11 protein-coding genes are annotated in these 17,031 nt (G+C 47.1%); 8 read left to right on the top strand and 3 right to left on the bottom strand.

Features of this window, described 5'->3' with window-relative positions; genetic code table 11:
• Window positions 1-105 precede the first annotated feature (105 nt).
• Both WH95_RS13555 and WH95_RS13560 read left to right on the top strand, forming a co-directional pair.
• Complete coding sequence (locus WH95_RS13555; protein WP_157845971.1) at window positions 106-834, top strand: hypothetical protein; 729 nt, start codon at window positions 106-108, stop codon at window positions 832-834.
• A gap of 50 nt (window positions 835-884) precedes the next feature.
• Window positions 885-1,184: an immunity 53 family protein gene (locus WH95_RS13560; protein WP_046508195.1), complete on the top strand. Its 300-nt coding sequence runs from the start codon at window positions 885-887 to the stop codon at window positions 1,182-1,184.
• A gap of 66 nt (window positions 1,185-1,250) precedes the next feature.
• Here the strand turns inward: WH95_RS13560 and WH95_RS13565 are convergent, their stop codons facing one another.
• Window positions 1,251-4,736 carry an acyl-[ACP]--phospholipid O-acyltransferase gene (locus tag WH95_RS13565; RefSeq protein ID WP_204247790.1) on the bottom strand — a complete coding sequence of 1,162 codons (3,486 nt, stop codon included), beginning with the start codon at window positions 4,734-4,736 and terminating at the stop codon, window positions 1,251-1,253.
• A gap of 471 nt (window positions 4,737-5,207) precedes the next feature.
• On the opposite strand from WH95_RS13565, the gene WH95_RS13570 reads away from it, so the two are divergent.
• Entirely contained in the window at window positions 5,208-6,824 is a 1,617-nt protein-coding gene (locus WH95_RS13570; RefSeq protein ID WP_046508197.1) for a BCCT family transporter, read from the top strand.
• 71 nt (window positions 6,825-6,895) lie between these two features.
• On the opposite strand, the gene WH95_RS13575 is transcribed toward WH95_RS13570, so the two are convergent.
• Window positions 6,896-8,734 (bottom strand): AMP-dependent synthetase/ligase, encoded by a 1,839-nt coding sequence (locus WH95_RS13575; RefSeq protein WP_046508198.1) that lies wholly within the window; start codon window positions 8,732-8,734, stop codon window positions 6,896-6,898.
• Between the two features lie 154 nt (window positions 8,735-8,888).
• Between WH95_RS13575 and WH95_RS13580 the strand changes: the two genes are divergently transcribed.
• Window positions 8,889-10,694: a M3 family oligoendopeptidase gene (locus WH95_RS13580; RefSeq protein ID WP_046508200.1), complete on the top strand. Its 1,806-nt coding sequence runs from the start codon at window positions 8,889-8,891 to the stop codon at window positions 10,692-10,694.
• A 78-nt stretch (window positions 10,695-10,772) separates the two neighbouring features.
• Here the strand turns inward: WH95_RS13580 and WH95_RS13585 are convergent, their stop codons facing one another.
• A complete protein-coding gene (locus WH95_RS13585; protein ID WP_046508202.1) occupies window positions 10,773-11,846 on the bottom strand; it encodes a PLP-dependent cysteine synthase family protein in 1,074 nt (357 codons plus the stop codon).
• A gap of 291 nt (window positions 11,847-12,137) precedes the next feature.
• Here WH95_RS13585 and WH95_RS13590 point away from each other — a divergent pair, with 291 nt between their 5' ends.
• The 4 genes from WH95_RS13590 to WH95_RS13605 all read left to right on the top strand — a co-directional run bounded on the left by WH95_RS13590 (window position 12,138) and on the right by WH95_RS13605 (window position 17,001).
• On the top strand, window positions 12,138-13,523 hold the full coding sequence (locus WH95_RS13590) for an ABC1 kinase family protein (RefSeq protein ID WP_046508204.1): 1,386 nt from the start codon (window positions 12,138-12,140) through the stop codon (window positions 13,521-13,523).
• Window positions 13,524-13,777: 254 nt separating this feature from the next.
• Window positions 13,778-15,175, top strand: coding sequence for a Re/Si-specific NAD(P)(+) transhydrogenase subunit alpha (locus WH95_RS13595; protein WP_046508205.1), 1,398 nt, complete (start codon window positions 13,778-13,780; stop codon window positions 15,173-15,175).
• Entirely contained in the window at window positions 15,175-15,585 is a 411-nt protein-coding gene (locus tag WH95_RS13600; RefSeq protein ID WP_046508207.1) for an NAD(P) transhydrogenase subunit alpha, read from the top strand. The genes WH95_RS13595 and WH95_RS13600 overlap by 1 nt, the downstream gene beginning before the upstream one ends.
• 12 nt (window positions 15,586-15,597) lie before the next feature.
• A complete protein-coding gene (locus tag WH95_RS13605) occupies window positions 15,598-17,001 on the top strand; it encodes an NAD(P)(+) transhydrogenase (Re/Si-specific) subunit beta (RefSeq protein ID WP_046508208.1) in 1,404 nt (467 codons plus the stop codon).
• The last annotated feature ends 30 nt before the right edge of the window (window positions 17,002-17,031 follow it).

Here is a 17,031-nt window from a genome sequence, read left to right on the forward strand (position 1 = left end):
CTTCGGAGCCGAAATCCTAATTGTCTCCTAAATGTTGTTGTGTCATACATTTGAGATTACACGTTATACGTGAGTTCTTTCTTCTGGTTTAAGCGGTGAAGTTCTTTGAAAAATATCGGTTATAGTTATTTATTTATGATTGTTATGAGCTTTTTGGCTGTTCCGCTAAGAACTCATGCAGATTCTGGTACTACAAACGACATATCAAAAGAAGAGTATTGTCGCGAGTTCAAGCGTATTGCTTTTAGTAATGAAGAAGAGCTTCTTTCTCGATGGGATACAACCAAGCTTAGAGTTTTTTTAGATGGTGAAAGCAAAGATGTAATTTATGCCAAAGAATTATTTAATAAATTTAGCGAATTAAGTGGCATTGAGATAATTTATACAAGGCAAAAAATTAATATAGGATTAGTTTTTTGGGATAATTCTTATCGATATGCCCTCGTTACTGGAGAGAAATTACTGAAAACGTGGCTTCCTACCAAATTAGATTTATTTGAGTATTTAAAAGAGAATGCAAAAGAAGGTAACAAAGATCTAGTCCTTCAGTATTCATTTAACAAATCCAAGAAAATGATTCTGAGTATTGGTATTTTTGATGTACCTATTGCCCCTGATCCATCAACAATTACTCAAGAAAATAAAGACCTTATTACACGTGCCGTGATAACTTCATTGTTTCCATCTCTAGGGAATGAACCAAGTATAAAATTTTCGGGAGAAGTTGAAGAAATATTTTCCCCGTTGACGAATGCTAAACATCAGCCTCTTGCACAAATTTGGTATGGGGAAAATGTTCACGCTGGTAGGAGCAAAAATTCATTCGGTTGTTAGTTTTGCTCATAGTTTTGACTAAAAAGATTATCGACTGAGATCATTTTGACATGGTAACTTCTCAAGACGTTTTATTATGGATACAAGATTGGTATGTACGTCAGTGTGACGATGAATGGGAGCATTCTTACGGTGTCCGAATTGACACACTGGATAACCCTGGATGGCGTGTTTCTATCGATCTTACATCGACTGCGTTGGGTAATCAGTCAATGATTGCTGTGCAAACTGAACGGACAGATAATGATTGGATTCATTGCTTGGTGATTGATAAACAATTCCGAGGTTATGGTGGTCCTAATAATTTATCAGAGATACTCATTGTATTTCAAAATTTTGCTCAATCCTGATAATTATTAAACTGTCCCCCCCCATATAGTTTAGGTGTTTTTCACTCCTCATGGAGGGTTTTTAGCTCAAACCTCCTCAGGCACCAGCTCCTTCTGGAGTGTCTGGTAATCAGTTTTTCCTGTGCCGAGGACGGGGATTTTATCCATAATTTCGATTTCGCGGGGGATCATCAGTTCGCTGATGCCTTGTTCCTGCGCTTCTTTTAGCAGAAGGGCGCGGGTGGCGTCGGGGCATTCTGTGGCGAGGATGAGTTGCTCGCCTTTTTTGACGTCCGGGCGGGCGATGACCGCGTGCATAAAACCGGGCCAGATTTTGCCTGCGAGGTCTTCTGCAGCGGTCAGGGAAACCATCTCGCCCGCGATCTTGGCGAAGCGTTTGGCGCGGCCCTGAATGGAGACAAAACCATCAATATCCATGACTACAATGTCTCCGGTATCGTACCAGCCGTCTTCGGGTGGTTGAAGCTGCCCGGGGGCTTCGGCGCGCAGGTATCCCTTCATGATGTTGGGGCCTTTGACAAACAGGCGTCCGCCTGTGGGGATACCGGGTACAGGTTCCAGCCTGCTTTCAATACCGGGCAGGAAACGCCCGACGGTGCCTGCTTTGTACTGCAATGGCGTATTGGTGGACAGAACTGGCGAAGTCTCTGTCGCGCCATAGCCTTCGAGAATTCTCAGGCCGAACTTCTCTGACCATGTTTTCCGGGTGCTGTCCTTGACCTTTTCAGCCCCGGCAAAGATATGTCGGACCGAATAGAAGTCGTAAGGATGGGCAACGCGGGCATAGCCTGTCAGGAAGGTGTCCGTGCCAAAGACAATGGTCGCATTGGTATCGTAGACAAGGGCGGGAACAATGCGGTAGTGGAGCGGTGACGGATAGAGAAAGGTTTTAATGCCAGAGAGAATAGGCAGCAAAAGGCCGCCCGTTAAGCCAAATGAGTGGAAAATGGGCAGGGCATTGAAAACCGTGTCCGTCGAGTTGAAATCGACCACGGCAGCAAGCTGGCTTCTGTTGGACAGAAGGTTGTTGTGACTGAGCATAACCCCCTTTGGCACGCCCTCTGAGCCAGATGTGAAAAGAACGACAGCCGCATCGTCATTCTCTGGTGCTGATTTACTGTGGAACGATCTGGCAAAGTGATTTTTCACCCAGCCGCAAAGCTTGTTCCCGAGAGAGACTTCTTTTTTGAGGTCTTCGAGATAGATAATCTTGTACTCACGGCCCAGCGCATCGGCGAGCTCTTCAAGACGTCCCAGTTCGATAAACTTGCGGGATGTGATGATGGTTTTGATCTCGGCTGTTTTACAACAGGACAAGAGGTTCTTTTCGCCCATGGTGAAGTTGAGCATGGCACTAACGCGCCCGATTGCCTGTAGGGCAAAGAAGGACACCGCCGCCGCTGACGAGTTGGGAAGCAAGAGGCCAACAATCTCTTGCGGTTTTGTGAAGCTGGCAAACTTGTCACCGAGAACAAAACTGGATGTTATGAGCTTGTTGTAGGAAAGCGGCGCGCGTTGAATGTCTTCGACAACTGCGGCGTCTCCGCCGTGAATGTCGCGGGCATCCAGTAGATTTTTAAACAGGCCACCTTCGGGCGGGCACGAACTGAAAGCTGTCTCACTCATCAGATCATGCAGGCCTATGCTGATCGCTGACCGACGTTCTCTGCCACGGATATCGTCGCTGAGACGAAGCTTTTTCGGTGGGTGAATGGTGATGATTACCTTGGGAAACCAGCGTTGGCGTATTTTACCTTTCAGGCGCGAGAAGGGGGTGTATTGCGCCCCTTCGATATTGACGGGCAACAAAGGCGCATCAGCGTGATCCGCAATCATGCCGGGGCCTTCGAAGATTTTCATCATGCCCCCGGTAACGGTAATGCGGCCTTCGGGAAAGATCACACAGCGCTTGCCGGATTTAACCACATTAATCATGGTTTTTGTGGCCATGGGATTGGTCGGGTCAATCGGGTAGGAATCAACGACGGAGAGGAAAGGTTTCACCCACCAGCGCTGCGCCACATAGGTGTCTATGGCAAAGGTGGGACGACCGGGCAGGAAAGCCGCCAAGAGGACGCCATCAAGAAAGGAAACATGGTTGATGACAATAACGGCTTTCGGGCCAAGATCTTCGAGGTTTTCTTCCCCTCTGACTTCCACACGAAAACAGATTCTCAGGATGAGCCGGAAGAAAAGTTTTGTCGGTACCTCGGGCAGCAGTTTACAGACATAGAGGGCAACAAACAGATTAAGTACCCCAATGCTCAGGAATACTTCGGGAATGGTAAAGCCAAGCTTGAACAGCCCCATTGCTCCGATAGCCGAGACAACCATAAACAGGGAGTTGAGGATATTGTTACTGGCAACGTTTCTTGCCCGGTGACTGTCGCTGCTTTCATGCTGAAGGATGGCGTAAAGAGGTACGATGTAGAGGCCGCCGCTGATAGAGATAAGCAGAAGATCGATCAAAACCCTGATAAGCTCGGGACGTTGAAAGTATTCCGTGAGGCCAATCAACGAGGATGATGCCGGTGTGATGGTATTAGATGCGAGGTAAAGATCAAAGCTGAAAAGGGATAGACCCAGAGCGCCAAAAGGAACATAACGTGCTGTAATTTCACCCTTGAGCAATTTGTTACATATCAGCGACCCGAGAGCGATTCCGACAGAAAACATCGTAAGAAAGAGAACATTTACCCGTTCGTTTCCACCGATGATATCTTTTGCAAATGGCGCGAACAGGGCAAGGAAAGTTGCGCCAAATAGCCAGAACCAGGAAATGCCAAGGATAGAGAGAAACACAGGTCGATTGCCTGCGCTGTGTTTGACCAGATTATAGGTTTCCGCCAGAAAGTTGGGGTTGATTTTCAGGGACGGTTCAGACGCTTCGGCTCTGGGGATGAAGTAGCTTGTGGCAAGGCCGATAAGGGACAAAGCTATGATAAGGAGAGAGACAGTGGTCAAACCATCTTCTGTTAAAATAACAATGCCGCCGATGATTGTGCCAATCAAAATGGATAAGAAGGTTCCCGCTTCGACAAGCCCGTTTGCGCCGATGAGCTCTTCATCCCGCATATGATCGGGAAGAATGCTGTACTTGAGGGGACCAAAGAAGGCTGACTGTGTTCCCATCAAAAACAACACGACCATCAGGTAAGTTGGGGCGTTCGTCAGGAAGCCATAGCTGGCAAGCCCCATAATGATTATTTCGAGATACTTCGTCAGGCGGATCAAGCGCGACTTTTCAAACTTATCCGCGATTTGACCGGCGATCGCCGAGAAAAGGAAAAAGGGGAGAATAAAGATACCCGCAGCCTGTGTAACCATTGCCTTGGCATCATCCGGAGAAAGATGAACCATCTTAAAAACGATCAAAGCGACAAGGGCATTTTTAAAGACGTTATCGTTTAATGCCCCCAGTGCCTGGGTGAGGAAAAGGGGTAGAAAGCGTTTGCTTTGCAACAGATGCAAAAGGTTTTCGCCACCCGCCTGTTTCTCAGGATTTTGGTCATCCAAAGCTTTGTCTTCTTTGATCTGATCTTCTGGTGACATCCTTGATACTCCGCATCTCTATCAGTCTTTTGCCGTATAGTGCCGAATTGTTTCGGGGATATAAACTAACTTTGTTTTTTTATGCATAATAAATAAGTGAGCGATCACTCATATTTGTGTTTTCTCTCTATCATGTCAAGTGCGAGGTTGGAAGTTGGCTTTGCCCAGGAATGAAAAAAATACAAATTTAGATAAAAATAGTCGTTAATAGAAATGTCATAAATAAACAATTTTCCAGTTAGGGAAATTTCATTTTCATTGATTTGGAAAACATCTTTGTTGTTGTTTTTATTTATGTTTTTAGCTTGTTAGCTGTTTGGGTTTTTCAATCTTTAATCAATCTGAAACTAAATGCGAAGGCATTTTTGTTCCAAAATCCTTTATTAAATGGTCGTTTATAACCATGAAAAGGATTTTAGCTTTCCCATTATATCCTCGGCCCAATTCGGGCTTATTCAGGGAGGATTAAATATGAGAGCAAAATCAGGCTTTCTAAAAGGTTTGAATCCGACCATGGCAATATGGTCGAAGTTTCTTGTCTTCGCCTTGGTAATTATGGCGTTTGTCGCTACCGAAGGCGTAGGTGATTTTTTTACAGGAATTAATAATTTCCTGGTTGGCACCATGAAATGGTACTACTTGGGAATTGTTGCGTCTTTCTTGTTCTTTGTGATTTGGTTGCTGTTCAGTCGGTACGGTAATCTTCGTTTAGGTAAAGATACTGACAGGCCGGAATTCAGTTATTTTTCCTGGTTCGCAATGCTGTTTGGCGCAGGTATGGGGATCGGGCTTGTCTTCTGGTCAATTGCAGAGCCAATTTACCACTTCCAGTCTAACCCATTCATAGCAGAGGATGCATCGCAAACAGCAGAAGCGGCACAAGTCGCCATGCGTCTCACTCTGTTCCACTGGGGGTTACATCCTTGGGCAATATACGTGATTGTTGCTCTTGCATTGGCGTACTTTGCCTATCGTAAAGACCTGCCATTGACAATCCGTTCATCGCTTTATCCGCTTATCGGAGACAAGATTTACGGCCCTCTTGGGCATCTTGCTGATCTATTGGCTGTGTATGGTACAGTCTTTGGTGTGGCGACGTCTCTTGGGCTTGGTGTGCAGCAAATGGCGACGGGTCTGTATGAAATTACAGGCTGGGGATTCTGGGTAACGGAAACCGTAACGGATGGTGTTACGAAAACCGAACCTGCGTTGGCTGCGATGATGGTGTTGATTGCCATTATTTCCGGTTTGGCCACTGTTTCTGTGGTTTCCGGTGTTGGCAAAGGCGTTAAGATATTGTCCGAAGTTAACCTGTGGTTGTCTATTGTCATTCTGGCGTTCTTTATAGCCTTTGGCCCAACACGTTATCTTCTTGCATCATTCCTGCAGAACATTGGTGATTATGTGGGGCAGGTTATTCCATTGAGCCTCTGGACCAATGCAAATGATGAAACCAGTCAGTGGCAAGGCTGGTGGACAGCATTCTATTGGGGCTGGTGGATGTCATGGGCGCCATTTGTGGGTATGTTTATTGCCCGCATTTCACGTGGGCGGACAATTCGTGAATTTATCTTGGGCGTATTGCTGGTGCCAACACTGCTTGGTGCTGTCTGGTTAACAGCATTTGGCGGTACGGCGTTACACATTGAGCTTTTTGGTGATGGCGGTATTGTCGAGGCTGTTAAATCTGATTTAACTTCTGCGCTTTATGTCACCATCGAGAAGATGAATGCCGGTTTCATGGGATCAATTGCGGCAATTGTTGCAACCATTCTGATTGCAACCTACTTCATTACCTCTTCTGACTCCGGTACGTTGGTGGTGAATACGCTTCTGTCCGTTGGGCATGAAAACCCACCGACTGTTCACCGCGTGATCTGGGGACTTGGCGAAGGCTTTGTTGCTGCTGCGCTCTTAATGGCGGGTGGGTTGAAAGCTCTTCAAGCGGCGGCGATCGCTGCGGCTTTGCCCTTCTCAATTATCATGATCTTTATGATGATTGGTCTGGTGAAATCCCTTCGCCAGGAAGATCTCGGCATTGCCTATGCGCAAGGCGGAGATAAAGTTTCTGGTGGCTTGAACGATTAACTGTTTAAGTTGATATGTTACAAAGTGAAACGGCCCCGACTAGATGTTGGGGCCGTTTTTTTAAGAAAGTTCTATTTCGATACTTTGGGGTAGAGCGCTTCAATTTCTTCTTTATATACCTCTAGCACTTTATGACGCCGTACCTTTAACGTTGGGGTCATCATTTCATTATCGATGGTAAAAGGCTCGCGGGCGATCACAAACTTGCGTACCTTTTCAAGTGGAGAGAGGTGTTTGTTGATTTGATCGAGAGCTTTTGCAATAGAGACTTTTAAAGAAGCATTGTCGTATACAGAGGCGAGAACCGCCGCGATTCCGTTGGCTTCTCCCCAACGATCTAGAAATTCATTATCTGGCACGATAACCGCCGTTAAATGAGGGCGTTTGTTTCCATATACCATAGCTTGATGAATTGCGGGGTGACGTGATAGTTCGCCTTCAACCCGGGCCGGTGAAACATTGTCACCTCCGGACAGGACGATGATATCCTTTTTACGGTCGGTGATTTTCAGACGTCCCCGGTGATCAATTTCGCCAATATCACCAGTATGAAGCCAACCGTCTTTGATGGTTTCGTCGGTGTATTTCTGATCATTCCAATATCCAGACATCAAAAGCTCACCGGAAGCCAGAATTTCGCCGTCATCTGCAATTTTGATCTCAACGCCCCGAAGTTGGGGGCCAACGGTGGCCATGTCTATTTTATCGTGTCTGTTAACCGCGATAACTGGGGCGGCCTCGGTCTGTCCATAGCCTTGCAAGATTGTCAGGCCAAGCGCGTGAAAGAACAGCCCGATATCTTCGTTCAGGGCTGCACCACCGGAAACCATGGCTTTTAATCGTCCGCCGAAACGCTGGCGAAGCTTGTTACGAACCAGTTTCTCCAAAAGGTGATCCTGTAGTTTTTCGATCAACCCCAGATTATCTGATTGATAGTATTTCTTTCGTCCCAAAGCTTCTGCTTTGTAAAAAAGGTTGCGTTTAAGTGGTTTTTCCTTTTCCAGACCCCGGGTGATACGGCTGTGCATGGATTCAAACAACCTGGGGACGGCGGTCATGATGGTCGGGCGAGCTTCGGCGAGATTACGCAACAGATGTTCCGCGCCTTCGCCGTAATAGATTTGGGCCCCCAGCAATAAAGGAAAAAATTGTCCCGCTGTATGTTCGTAAGCATGAGAAAGGGGAAGAAAAGAAAGGAAAACCTCATCCCCCAACCCAAGATGATACAGAACGTCCCAGGCACCTTCGCAGTTACAGAGAATGGCTCCGTGACTGAGCATAACGCCTTTGGGCAGGCCGCCTGTACCAGAAGTGTAGATGAGGCAGGCAACGTCTTTCCGGGTGAGTTTCTCTGCCTCCATTTCGATATCGCCGGTGAGATTATCTCCTTTGGCGATCAGCTGTTCCCAATCATGTATTGCTATTTCTGTATCGTCATCACCAAAATCAAAGATGTCTATATCATCTTTGTCGATAGCCTCCATCGTAATGGCCCACTGACAGCTTGCTGCCTGTTGTGCTGCGGGAAGTGATTTTTTACAAAGTGCTGTCGTCGAAACAATAATTCCGGCGGCGCCTGAATGATCAAGAACATGTTTATGGTTGGCGTGGGTGTTTGTTGTATAGGCAGGAACGGATATGCCCCCGGCAGCCATAATGGCGAGGTCGGCCATAAACCATTCGGGCCTGTTTTCTGCGACAAGGACAATGCGGTCGCCTTTTTCAAGCCCCAACTTTTTCAGGCTACGTGCCATTGCCGTGATACGCCGGGATGTTTCTTCCCAGCTGATGGGCCAGTATTGCTTGTTTTCTTTGAACCAAAGAAAAGGCTGTTCTTTTTTCTCTTTCGCGTGCGCGTAAAAGAGACTGACAAGGTTCTTGTAATGTGGGGGAGAAATAGTTTGTTCCATGATCCTTGTTAGGCCTTTACCTGTTCTTGTGATTTCTTATCATTATGTATTGTAATAATTGGCGATTCACGCCTTGTTTTCAATTTCTAGATCCTAACTTATAGAGACAACGTTTGTATTTGAAGACCGCGTTTGCGGAATGAGAGGAATTTTTATGACCGAAGCTGCTCACCCAAAAGAAGTTATTGATGAAAAGCTTGGTACTTTACCTGCCTGGGATTTAACGGATCTTTACCCCGCGCCAGATTCAGCTGAATTGGAAAACGATCTGGTTTCTGTCGAAAAAGCAGCGATCGCTTTTAATGATCAATATGCCGGGAAGTTATCTTCTCTGGACGGGGGTGCCCTTTGCGCTGCAATTGCATCTTTTGAAAATACGCAGGAGATTATGGGCAAAGTGATGAGCTATGCCTATCTTGTTTACGCGGGTAATATGAGCGATCCGGAAGTTGGAAAGTTTTTCCAATCCATGCAAGAGCGCAGCACGGGTATTTCGTCTCATGTCCTGTTCTTTACTTTGGAATTGAACCAGCTGGACGACAGTGATCTCCAATCGAAGATTACCGATAGTTCCCTTGCCAAATATGCGCCGTGGTTAAGAGACTTACGGGCACAAAAGGACTATCAGCTTTCTGATGATGTCGAGAAGATTTTGCACGAGAAACGTGTTTCTGGCCGTTCTGCCTGGGTCCGATTGTTTGATGAAACAATGGCCAGTCTTCGTTTCCCCTATATGGGCGAAGAATTAAGTTCCGCGCAGATTTTGAATAAGTTGAGTGATCGCGACCCCAAAGCCCGTAAGGAAGCTGCGCAATCACTGGGTAAGGTGTTAGGTGAAAATCAGCGCCTTTTTGCGCATATTACGAACACGCTGGCAAAAGACAAAGAAGTTGAAGATCAATGGCGCGGTTTTTCTCGCCCTGTTTCTTCCCGAAACTTGGCCAATGTGGTCGAAGACGAAGTTGTCGATGCGCTGGTGAATTCCGTTTCTGATTCTTATCAGGATCTGGCACATCGTTATTACAAACTGAAAGCAAAGTGGTTTGGAGTTGAACAGCTTCCTTATTGGGATCGTAATGCGCCATTACCGGATGACGACGATGATGTGATTAGCTGGTCCGATGCGACCGAGACTGTTTTGACAGCCTATGCAGGTTTTTCGCCAAAGCTTGCCGAAGTGGGGCAGAAGTTTTTTGATAACCCCTGGATTGATGCACCTGTTCGTCCGGGTAAAGCGCCGGGTGCTTTTGCCCATCCAACGGTTCCCTGTGCCCATCCTTATTTGTTGGTCAACTATCAGGGGCGGACAAGGGATGTCATGACTCTGGCACATGAACTGGGGCATGGTGTGCATCAGGTGTTGGCTGGTGTTCAGGGCCCGCTTATGGCCGATACCCCCTTAACGCTTGCGGAAACCGCTTCTGTTTTTGGGGAAATGCTTACCTTCCAGTCTGTCTTGAAAAAGAAAGAGGATGCCAAGGCTCGTCGGATTATGCTGGCGTCCAAGGTTGAAGATATGCTGAATACCGTCGTGCGACAGGTTGCCATGCATCAGTTTGAAACACGGGTTCATGACGAACGTCGCAAGGGGGAACTCTTGCCCGAGCAACTTGGCGAAATCTGGATGGAAACTCAAAAAGCCAGCTTGGGACCCGCTATTCGTTTTGAGGATGAGTACGCGGCCTATTGGTCTTATGTGCCGCACTTTATCCATGCACCGTTCTACGTCTATGCCTATGCATTTGGTGACTGTCTGGTGAATTCACTTTATGCCGTTTATCAGCAGAGTGAAGACGGTTTTGCAGAGAAGTATCTGGATATGCTATCGGCTGGAGGATCAAAACGCCACAAAGAGCTACTGGCCCCCTTTGGGCTGGATGCAAGTGACCCGGATTTCTGGAAGCAAGGGCTTAAAGTTGTATCTGGCTTTATTGATCAGCTGGAAGCAATGGAGCAATAGTATCGGTTTGAAATGTTTTACCAGCCTCAAGACAGGAATTTCTTGAGGCTGGTAATGATTTAATACGCTGGTAGAAACCTAGTCCAGGGTAAGTGAGCCGGTTTCAAGAAATGATTCCAGGTTTTTGATATAAGGCGCTGGATCAATCTTATGGTGATCAAGCCATTCAGGATTGTAATTGGTATCGAGATAACGATCACCTGAATCACAGATTAGCGTAACGATGCTGCCTTTTTCTTTGCGGGCTTTCATTTCAGACATCAGAAGAAAAGCACCATAAAGATTTGTTCCGGTTGATGCGCCGCATTTCCGGCCGAGTAATTTTTCCAGAACGTGGATCGCTGCAATAGAAGCCGCGTCGGGAATTTGGATCATGCGGTCCACCAGGCTGGGGACAAACGAAAGCTCAACCCTTGGGCGGCCAATGCCTTCAATCCGAGATCCTGAACTACTCAGGCTTTTATCGCCCGTTTTGTAAAAATCATAAAAGACTGAATTTTCCGGATCGACCACACACAGCTTTGTCTCGTGTGTACAGGATTGGTCATAGCGAATAAAGCGACCCAGTGTTGCCGATGTGCCGCCTGTCCCTGCACTGGCAACAATCCATTCCGGGCAGGGGTGGGGTTCGAGTGCCATCTGGGAGAACAGGGATTGAGCGATGTTATTATTGCCTCGCCAGTCGGTCGCCCGCTCTGCATAGGTGAACTGATCCATGTAGTGCCCGTTAAGCTCGCGCGCCAAACGTTCTGATTCGGTGTAGATGTCTTTGGCCTCTACCAGATGGCATTCCCCGCCGTAAAATTCGATTTGTGCAAGCTTTTTTCTGGCTGTTGTCTTGGGAACAACGGCAATGAACCTGAGGTTAAGTAGTCTGGAAAAGTATGCTTCGGATATTGCAGTACTGCCTGATGAAGCCTCGATTATTGTTGTATCTGGCCCGATCCATCCGTTACAGAGGCCATAAAGAAAGAGTGATCTGGCCAGACGGTGTTTCAGGCTACCAGTCGGATGTGTGCTTTCGTCTTTAAAATACAAGTCGACGCCGAGACAGCTCGGCAAATCCAGCTTGATGAGATGCGTGTCCGAAGAGCGATTATAATCCGCTTCGATCTTGTTAAGAGCCTGCTGAACCCAAAGTCTTTTATTCATTATATGGTCCCAAAAATATGATTCTGAAAAAAATCTCTATCCTTAATTATGACAGGATAGCACAAATACTGATCCTGCTGATGCCTTCGCGCAGGAAGGTATATGAACGAAGTTGCTATTTTTTCTCAAAGATAGGCCTGATTTAAATGGGTATTGGGATAATTTCTCAAAATCTATTGGTTTTTCGATGGTGTGAGATTGAGTTGGTAGTTTTGATAATCTGATACCATATAAAAATCTGGTATTTTAAAAGTTATAGAAACTGTAGAGACAGCAGGAAAGACCAGCAGAATGCAGGATGATGAAGACATTCAGGATATAAGCGATTCAGGATCCCGGTTGTCCGGGCGCTTAAAACGCTATGCCAAGGTTGGTAGCTCAGTTGGTGGCCTTGCAGCACAGGTCGTTGGAAACCGTGTTCTAGGGACCGGTCTTAATTCTGCGAAACATTCAATTGAATTAAAGAAAGCTTTAGGGGGACTGAAAGGTCCCTTGATGAAGGCTGCGCAAATTCTGGCAACTATCCCCGATGCGCTTCCTAAAGAATATGCTGAAGAACTCCGTCAGCTCCAGTCAAATGCACCGTCCATGGGGTGGTTGTTTGTGAAGCGCCGCATGAAGACCGAGCTTGGGGCGGGGTGGCAGAAGAAGTTTCAATCTTTCGATCAAGAGGCAACCGCGGCTGCCTCGCTTGGGCAGGTTCATCGCGCGATTGACCTAGATGGGCAAGAGCTTGCCTGTAAACTACAGTATCCGGATATGATTTCAGCTGTTGAAGCCGATTTGAAACAGCTCGCTTTGTTATTTGGTATCTATCGTCGTTATGACAAAGCGATTGATCCTTCCAATATTTTACAGGAACTAACAGACCGTTTACGTGAAGAGCTGGACTATCAACGTGAAGCGCAAAACATGGGGCTTTACGGGGTGATGTTGGCAAATGAAAAGCATGTGTGTGTACCGAGCGCTGTGCCTGAGTTGACAACTAATCGTCTGATTACAATGAATTGGCTGGATGGTGTTCCGCTTCTGGATTTTATTAAATCCCATGAAAACAATCTGGAAATGTGTAACCAGGTTGCGATGAATATGTTTCGCGCCTGGTATGTTCCCTTTTACAAATATGGCGTTATTCATGGTGACCCGCATTTGGGCAACTATTCCATTCGTGAGAATGGTGATGTCAATTTGCTGGACTTTGGCTGTGTCCGCGTTTTTGATGCCTCTTTTGTCAAAGGGGTCATTGATCTCTATTTCGGGTTAGAACGGGATGACGAAGACCTTGCCGTCCAAGCATATGAAAGCTGGGGCTTTAAAATCCAAAGCAGGGAAATGTTGGATACACTGAATATCTGGGCGCATTTTCTTTATGGTCCTTTGCTTCAGGATCGGAAACGAACCATTGTTGATGACTATAAAGGGGGCGCCTATGGCGCAGAAGTCGCCAATAAAGTTCACCAGGAATTACGTCGTTTGGGGGGCGTAAAACCACCGAGAGAATTTGTATTGATGGATCGGGCTGCTGTTGGTCTGGGATCTGTCTTTATGCATTTGAAGGCAGAGATCAACTGGCATCAATTGTTCCATGATCTCATTTCTGATTTTGATTATGAAGAATTGCAGAAAAGGCAAATACTAGCACTGAAGCAATTTAATGTTCCAATTCCGACACATTAACAGGGCCGGGTTATAAGGCGTTATTAATCACCTGTGTATACAGGCGAATCGGCTTTTTTATATATAACAGCAATAAATTGTTATTTATATTTGGAATTATTTCCCAATTGGCACAGGTGTTTTCCCCGGTTTCTGGCGTTTTTAGAATGTTTTTGTGCAGTGCACACTTGCAGCTTTGATTTTAATTGCCTTTTAATAAAGATGACAATTTGTTGGATATTTCTATTCAATGACAATTCTTGTGGGGAGAAAATATGAAAATTGCTATTCCCAAGGAGCGTCGCCCGAATGAAACACGGGTCGCTGCTTCTCCAGAGACAGTGAAGAAACTGGTTGCTTTGGGGTGTGATGTATTTGTGGAAAAAGGGGCAGGTGCTGCGGCCAGCTTCACGGATACGGCTTATAAGGATGCGGGCGCGACCATTGGGAAAGATGCGACGACGACCTACAAGGATGCTAAGGCCGTTCTAAAGGTATTAAAACCTATCGCTGGCGGCAAAGGTGACGAGCTCAAGGCTATGCCCAAAGGTACTGTCGTTGTCTCTATCGCTGACCCATATCGTTCTGAAAAAGAACTGGACGCCTACGCCAAAGCTGGCTTGACGGTCTTTGCGATGGACTTTGTCCCCCGTATTACCCGCGCACAATCAATGGATGTTTTGTCCAGTCAGTCAAACTTGGCTGGTTATAAATCAGTTCTGGATGGTGCTGCTGTATTCAATCGGGCATTTCCGATGATGATGACCGCCGCTGGAACTGTTGCCCCGGCCAAGGTTTTTGTTATGGGGGCGGGTGTTGCAGGGCTGCAAGCCATTGCAACGGCACGTCGTCTTGGGGCTGTGGTGTCTGCAACGGATGTACGTCCGGCTTCGAAAGAGCAGGTTGAATCACTTGGGGCCAAGTTTGTTGCCGTGGAAGACGATGAGTTCAAACAGGCTGAAACTGCTGGTGGTTACGCAAAAGAAATGTCAGATGCCTACAAGGCAAAACAAGCAGCCTTGATTGCAGAGACCATTGCCAAGGTTGATATGGTTATTACCACTGCCTTGATACCGGGGCGCCCAGCACCAGTACTCGTTACGGCAGAAATGGTTAAATCAATGAAACCGGGATCGGTGATTGTTGATTTGGCTGTTGAAACCGGGGGCAACTGTGAACTGTCTGTTGCCGGAAAAGTGGTTGAAAAAGATGGGGTCTCCATCGTCGGGTATCATAATGTTCCCGGACGTTTGGCGACAGATGCTTCGTCGCTCTATGCCAAGAATGTGGTCAATTTCTTTGAGCTTATGTTCGATAAAGAAGCCAAGGATTTGAAGATCGATTGGGATGACGAGATTATCAAAGGCACCTGTGTAACGCACGAAGGGTCTATCGTTCATCCCGCGCTTGCGCATGCTGAAAAGAAAACGGTTTCCAAAGCAGAGCCAAAGGCGGCAGTTGCAAAAACGGCAACATCCAAAAAAACGCCTGCGAAGCGTGCTCCAGCCAAGAAAACAGTAGCTAAAAAAGTAGCTGCAAAATCTACGGCTAAAACAGCCGCTGCTAGTAAAGCTGCGCCCAGGAAAGCGGCGTCAGCTAAAAAAGCACCAGTGACGTCCGCTGAAAGTAAATCCGGGACCAAAACCGAACCTAATGATGGGGGGAATGCCTGATGTCTAGTGAGGAATTTATCAACAAGGCAACTGAAGTCGCTAACTCAGCGCGTGCCTTATCTGACGAGGTTGCATCCCTTGCATCAGAAGCCAGCCGTCTCGCGGTAGATACTGCCGGACAAAGTGCGGGATCCCCGTTCATTATGGGGCTGACCGTGTTGGTTTTGGCAGTGTTTGTTGGATACTACGTTGTTTGGAATGTTACCCCTGCACTGCATTCACCCTTGATGGCAGTGACCAATGCTATTTCATCGGTGATTATCGTTGGTGCTTTGATCGCCGCTGGTCCTGCGGATTTGGGCTTTAGTGAAATCATGGGCTTTATTGCCATAGTACTTGCAGCTGTGAACATCTTTGGTGGCTTTATTGTCGCGCAGCGTATGCTTCAGATGTTCAAGAAAAAGCAATAGGGGGAGCTTCTTATGTCATCAGATCTTTCTGCTCTGTTATATCTGGCCGCCTCGGTATGCTTTATCATGGCATTGCGTGGCCTTTCGCACCCGACAACAAGTCGTCAGGGTAACGTCTTTGGTATCGTCGGTATGGTTCTGGCCATCGGGACGACCCTTATGGCGCCTGGCGTGATGAGCTTTGGCACCATTCTTTTGGGGCTGCTTGTTGGTGGTGCAATCGGTACTATTATCGCGCTGCGTATTCAAATGACGGCCTTGCCGCAGCTTGTTGCTGCTTTTCATAGTCTGGTCGGTCTTGCCGCGGTTTGTGTTGCCTTGGCAACCTTTTACAAACCTGAAGCCTATGGCATTGGACGAGTTGGCGACATTCAGATCTCGAGCCTGATTGAGTTGGCAATCGGTACCGCCGTTGGTGCCATTACCTTTACGGGATCTGTGGTTGCGTTTGCCAAACTGCAAGGCCTTGTTTCTGGCGCACCGCTGGTTTTCAAAATGCAGCACATGCTTAATGCTGCGCTTGGGGCCTTGGTTGTTGTTCTTATTGTCTTGCTTTGCGCAACACAGGAACCTGTCTATCTCTGGATATTAATCGTAGTGACGCTGTTACTGGGGCTTTTGCTGATCTTGCCGATTGGAGGGGCCGATATGCCTGTTGTTGTGTCCATGCTGAACTCCTATTCAGGTTGGGCGGCCTGTGGTATCGGCTTTACCCTACAGAACAACCTCTTGATCATTACCGGGGCGCTGGTTGGCTCTTCTGGTGCGATCCTGAGTTACATCATGTGTAAAGCTATGAACCGTTCGTTCATCAGCGTTATCCTTGGTGGTTTTGGTGCCGAGGGTGATGACGGTCCAGCGGGAAGCGGCGGCGATGATGATCGTGTGGTCAAGTCAGGTTCTGGCGACGATGCTGCTTTCCTAATGAAGAATGCAGGGTCGGTTGTCATCGTTCCGGGATACGGAATGGCCGTGGCTCAGGCACAGCACACCCTGCGCGAGATGGTTGATCTGCTCAAAGCGGATGGTGTCAATGTTCGTTATGCCATTCATCCCGTTGCGGGCCGTATGCCAGGTCATATGAACGTGTTGTTGGCCGAAGCATCTGTGCCTTATGACGAAGTCCTGGAGATGGATGAAATTAACCGTGATTTCAAATCCACGGACGTTGTTTTTGTTATCGGGGCGAATGACATCACAAACCCGGCGGCCAAGACGGACCCGAAATCTCCGATTTATGGGATGCCGATTTTGGAAGTCGATCAGGCTCAGACTGTTCTGTTCGTCAAACGTGGCATGTCGGCGGGGTATGCAGGTGTTCAAAACGAGCTTTTCTTCCGCGATAACACCATGATGCTTTTTGGTGATGCAAAACAGATGTGCGAAAAGATTGTTAAATCGTTGGAGCAACTTTAAGCTTCTATCTTATTGATCTATTGGAAAAGG

The organism is Kiloniella litopenaei, assembly GCF_000982415.1.
Taxonomy (GTDB): Bacteria; Pseudomonadota; Alphaproteobacteria; order Kiloniellales; family Kiloniellaceae; genus Kiloniella; species Kiloniella litopenaei.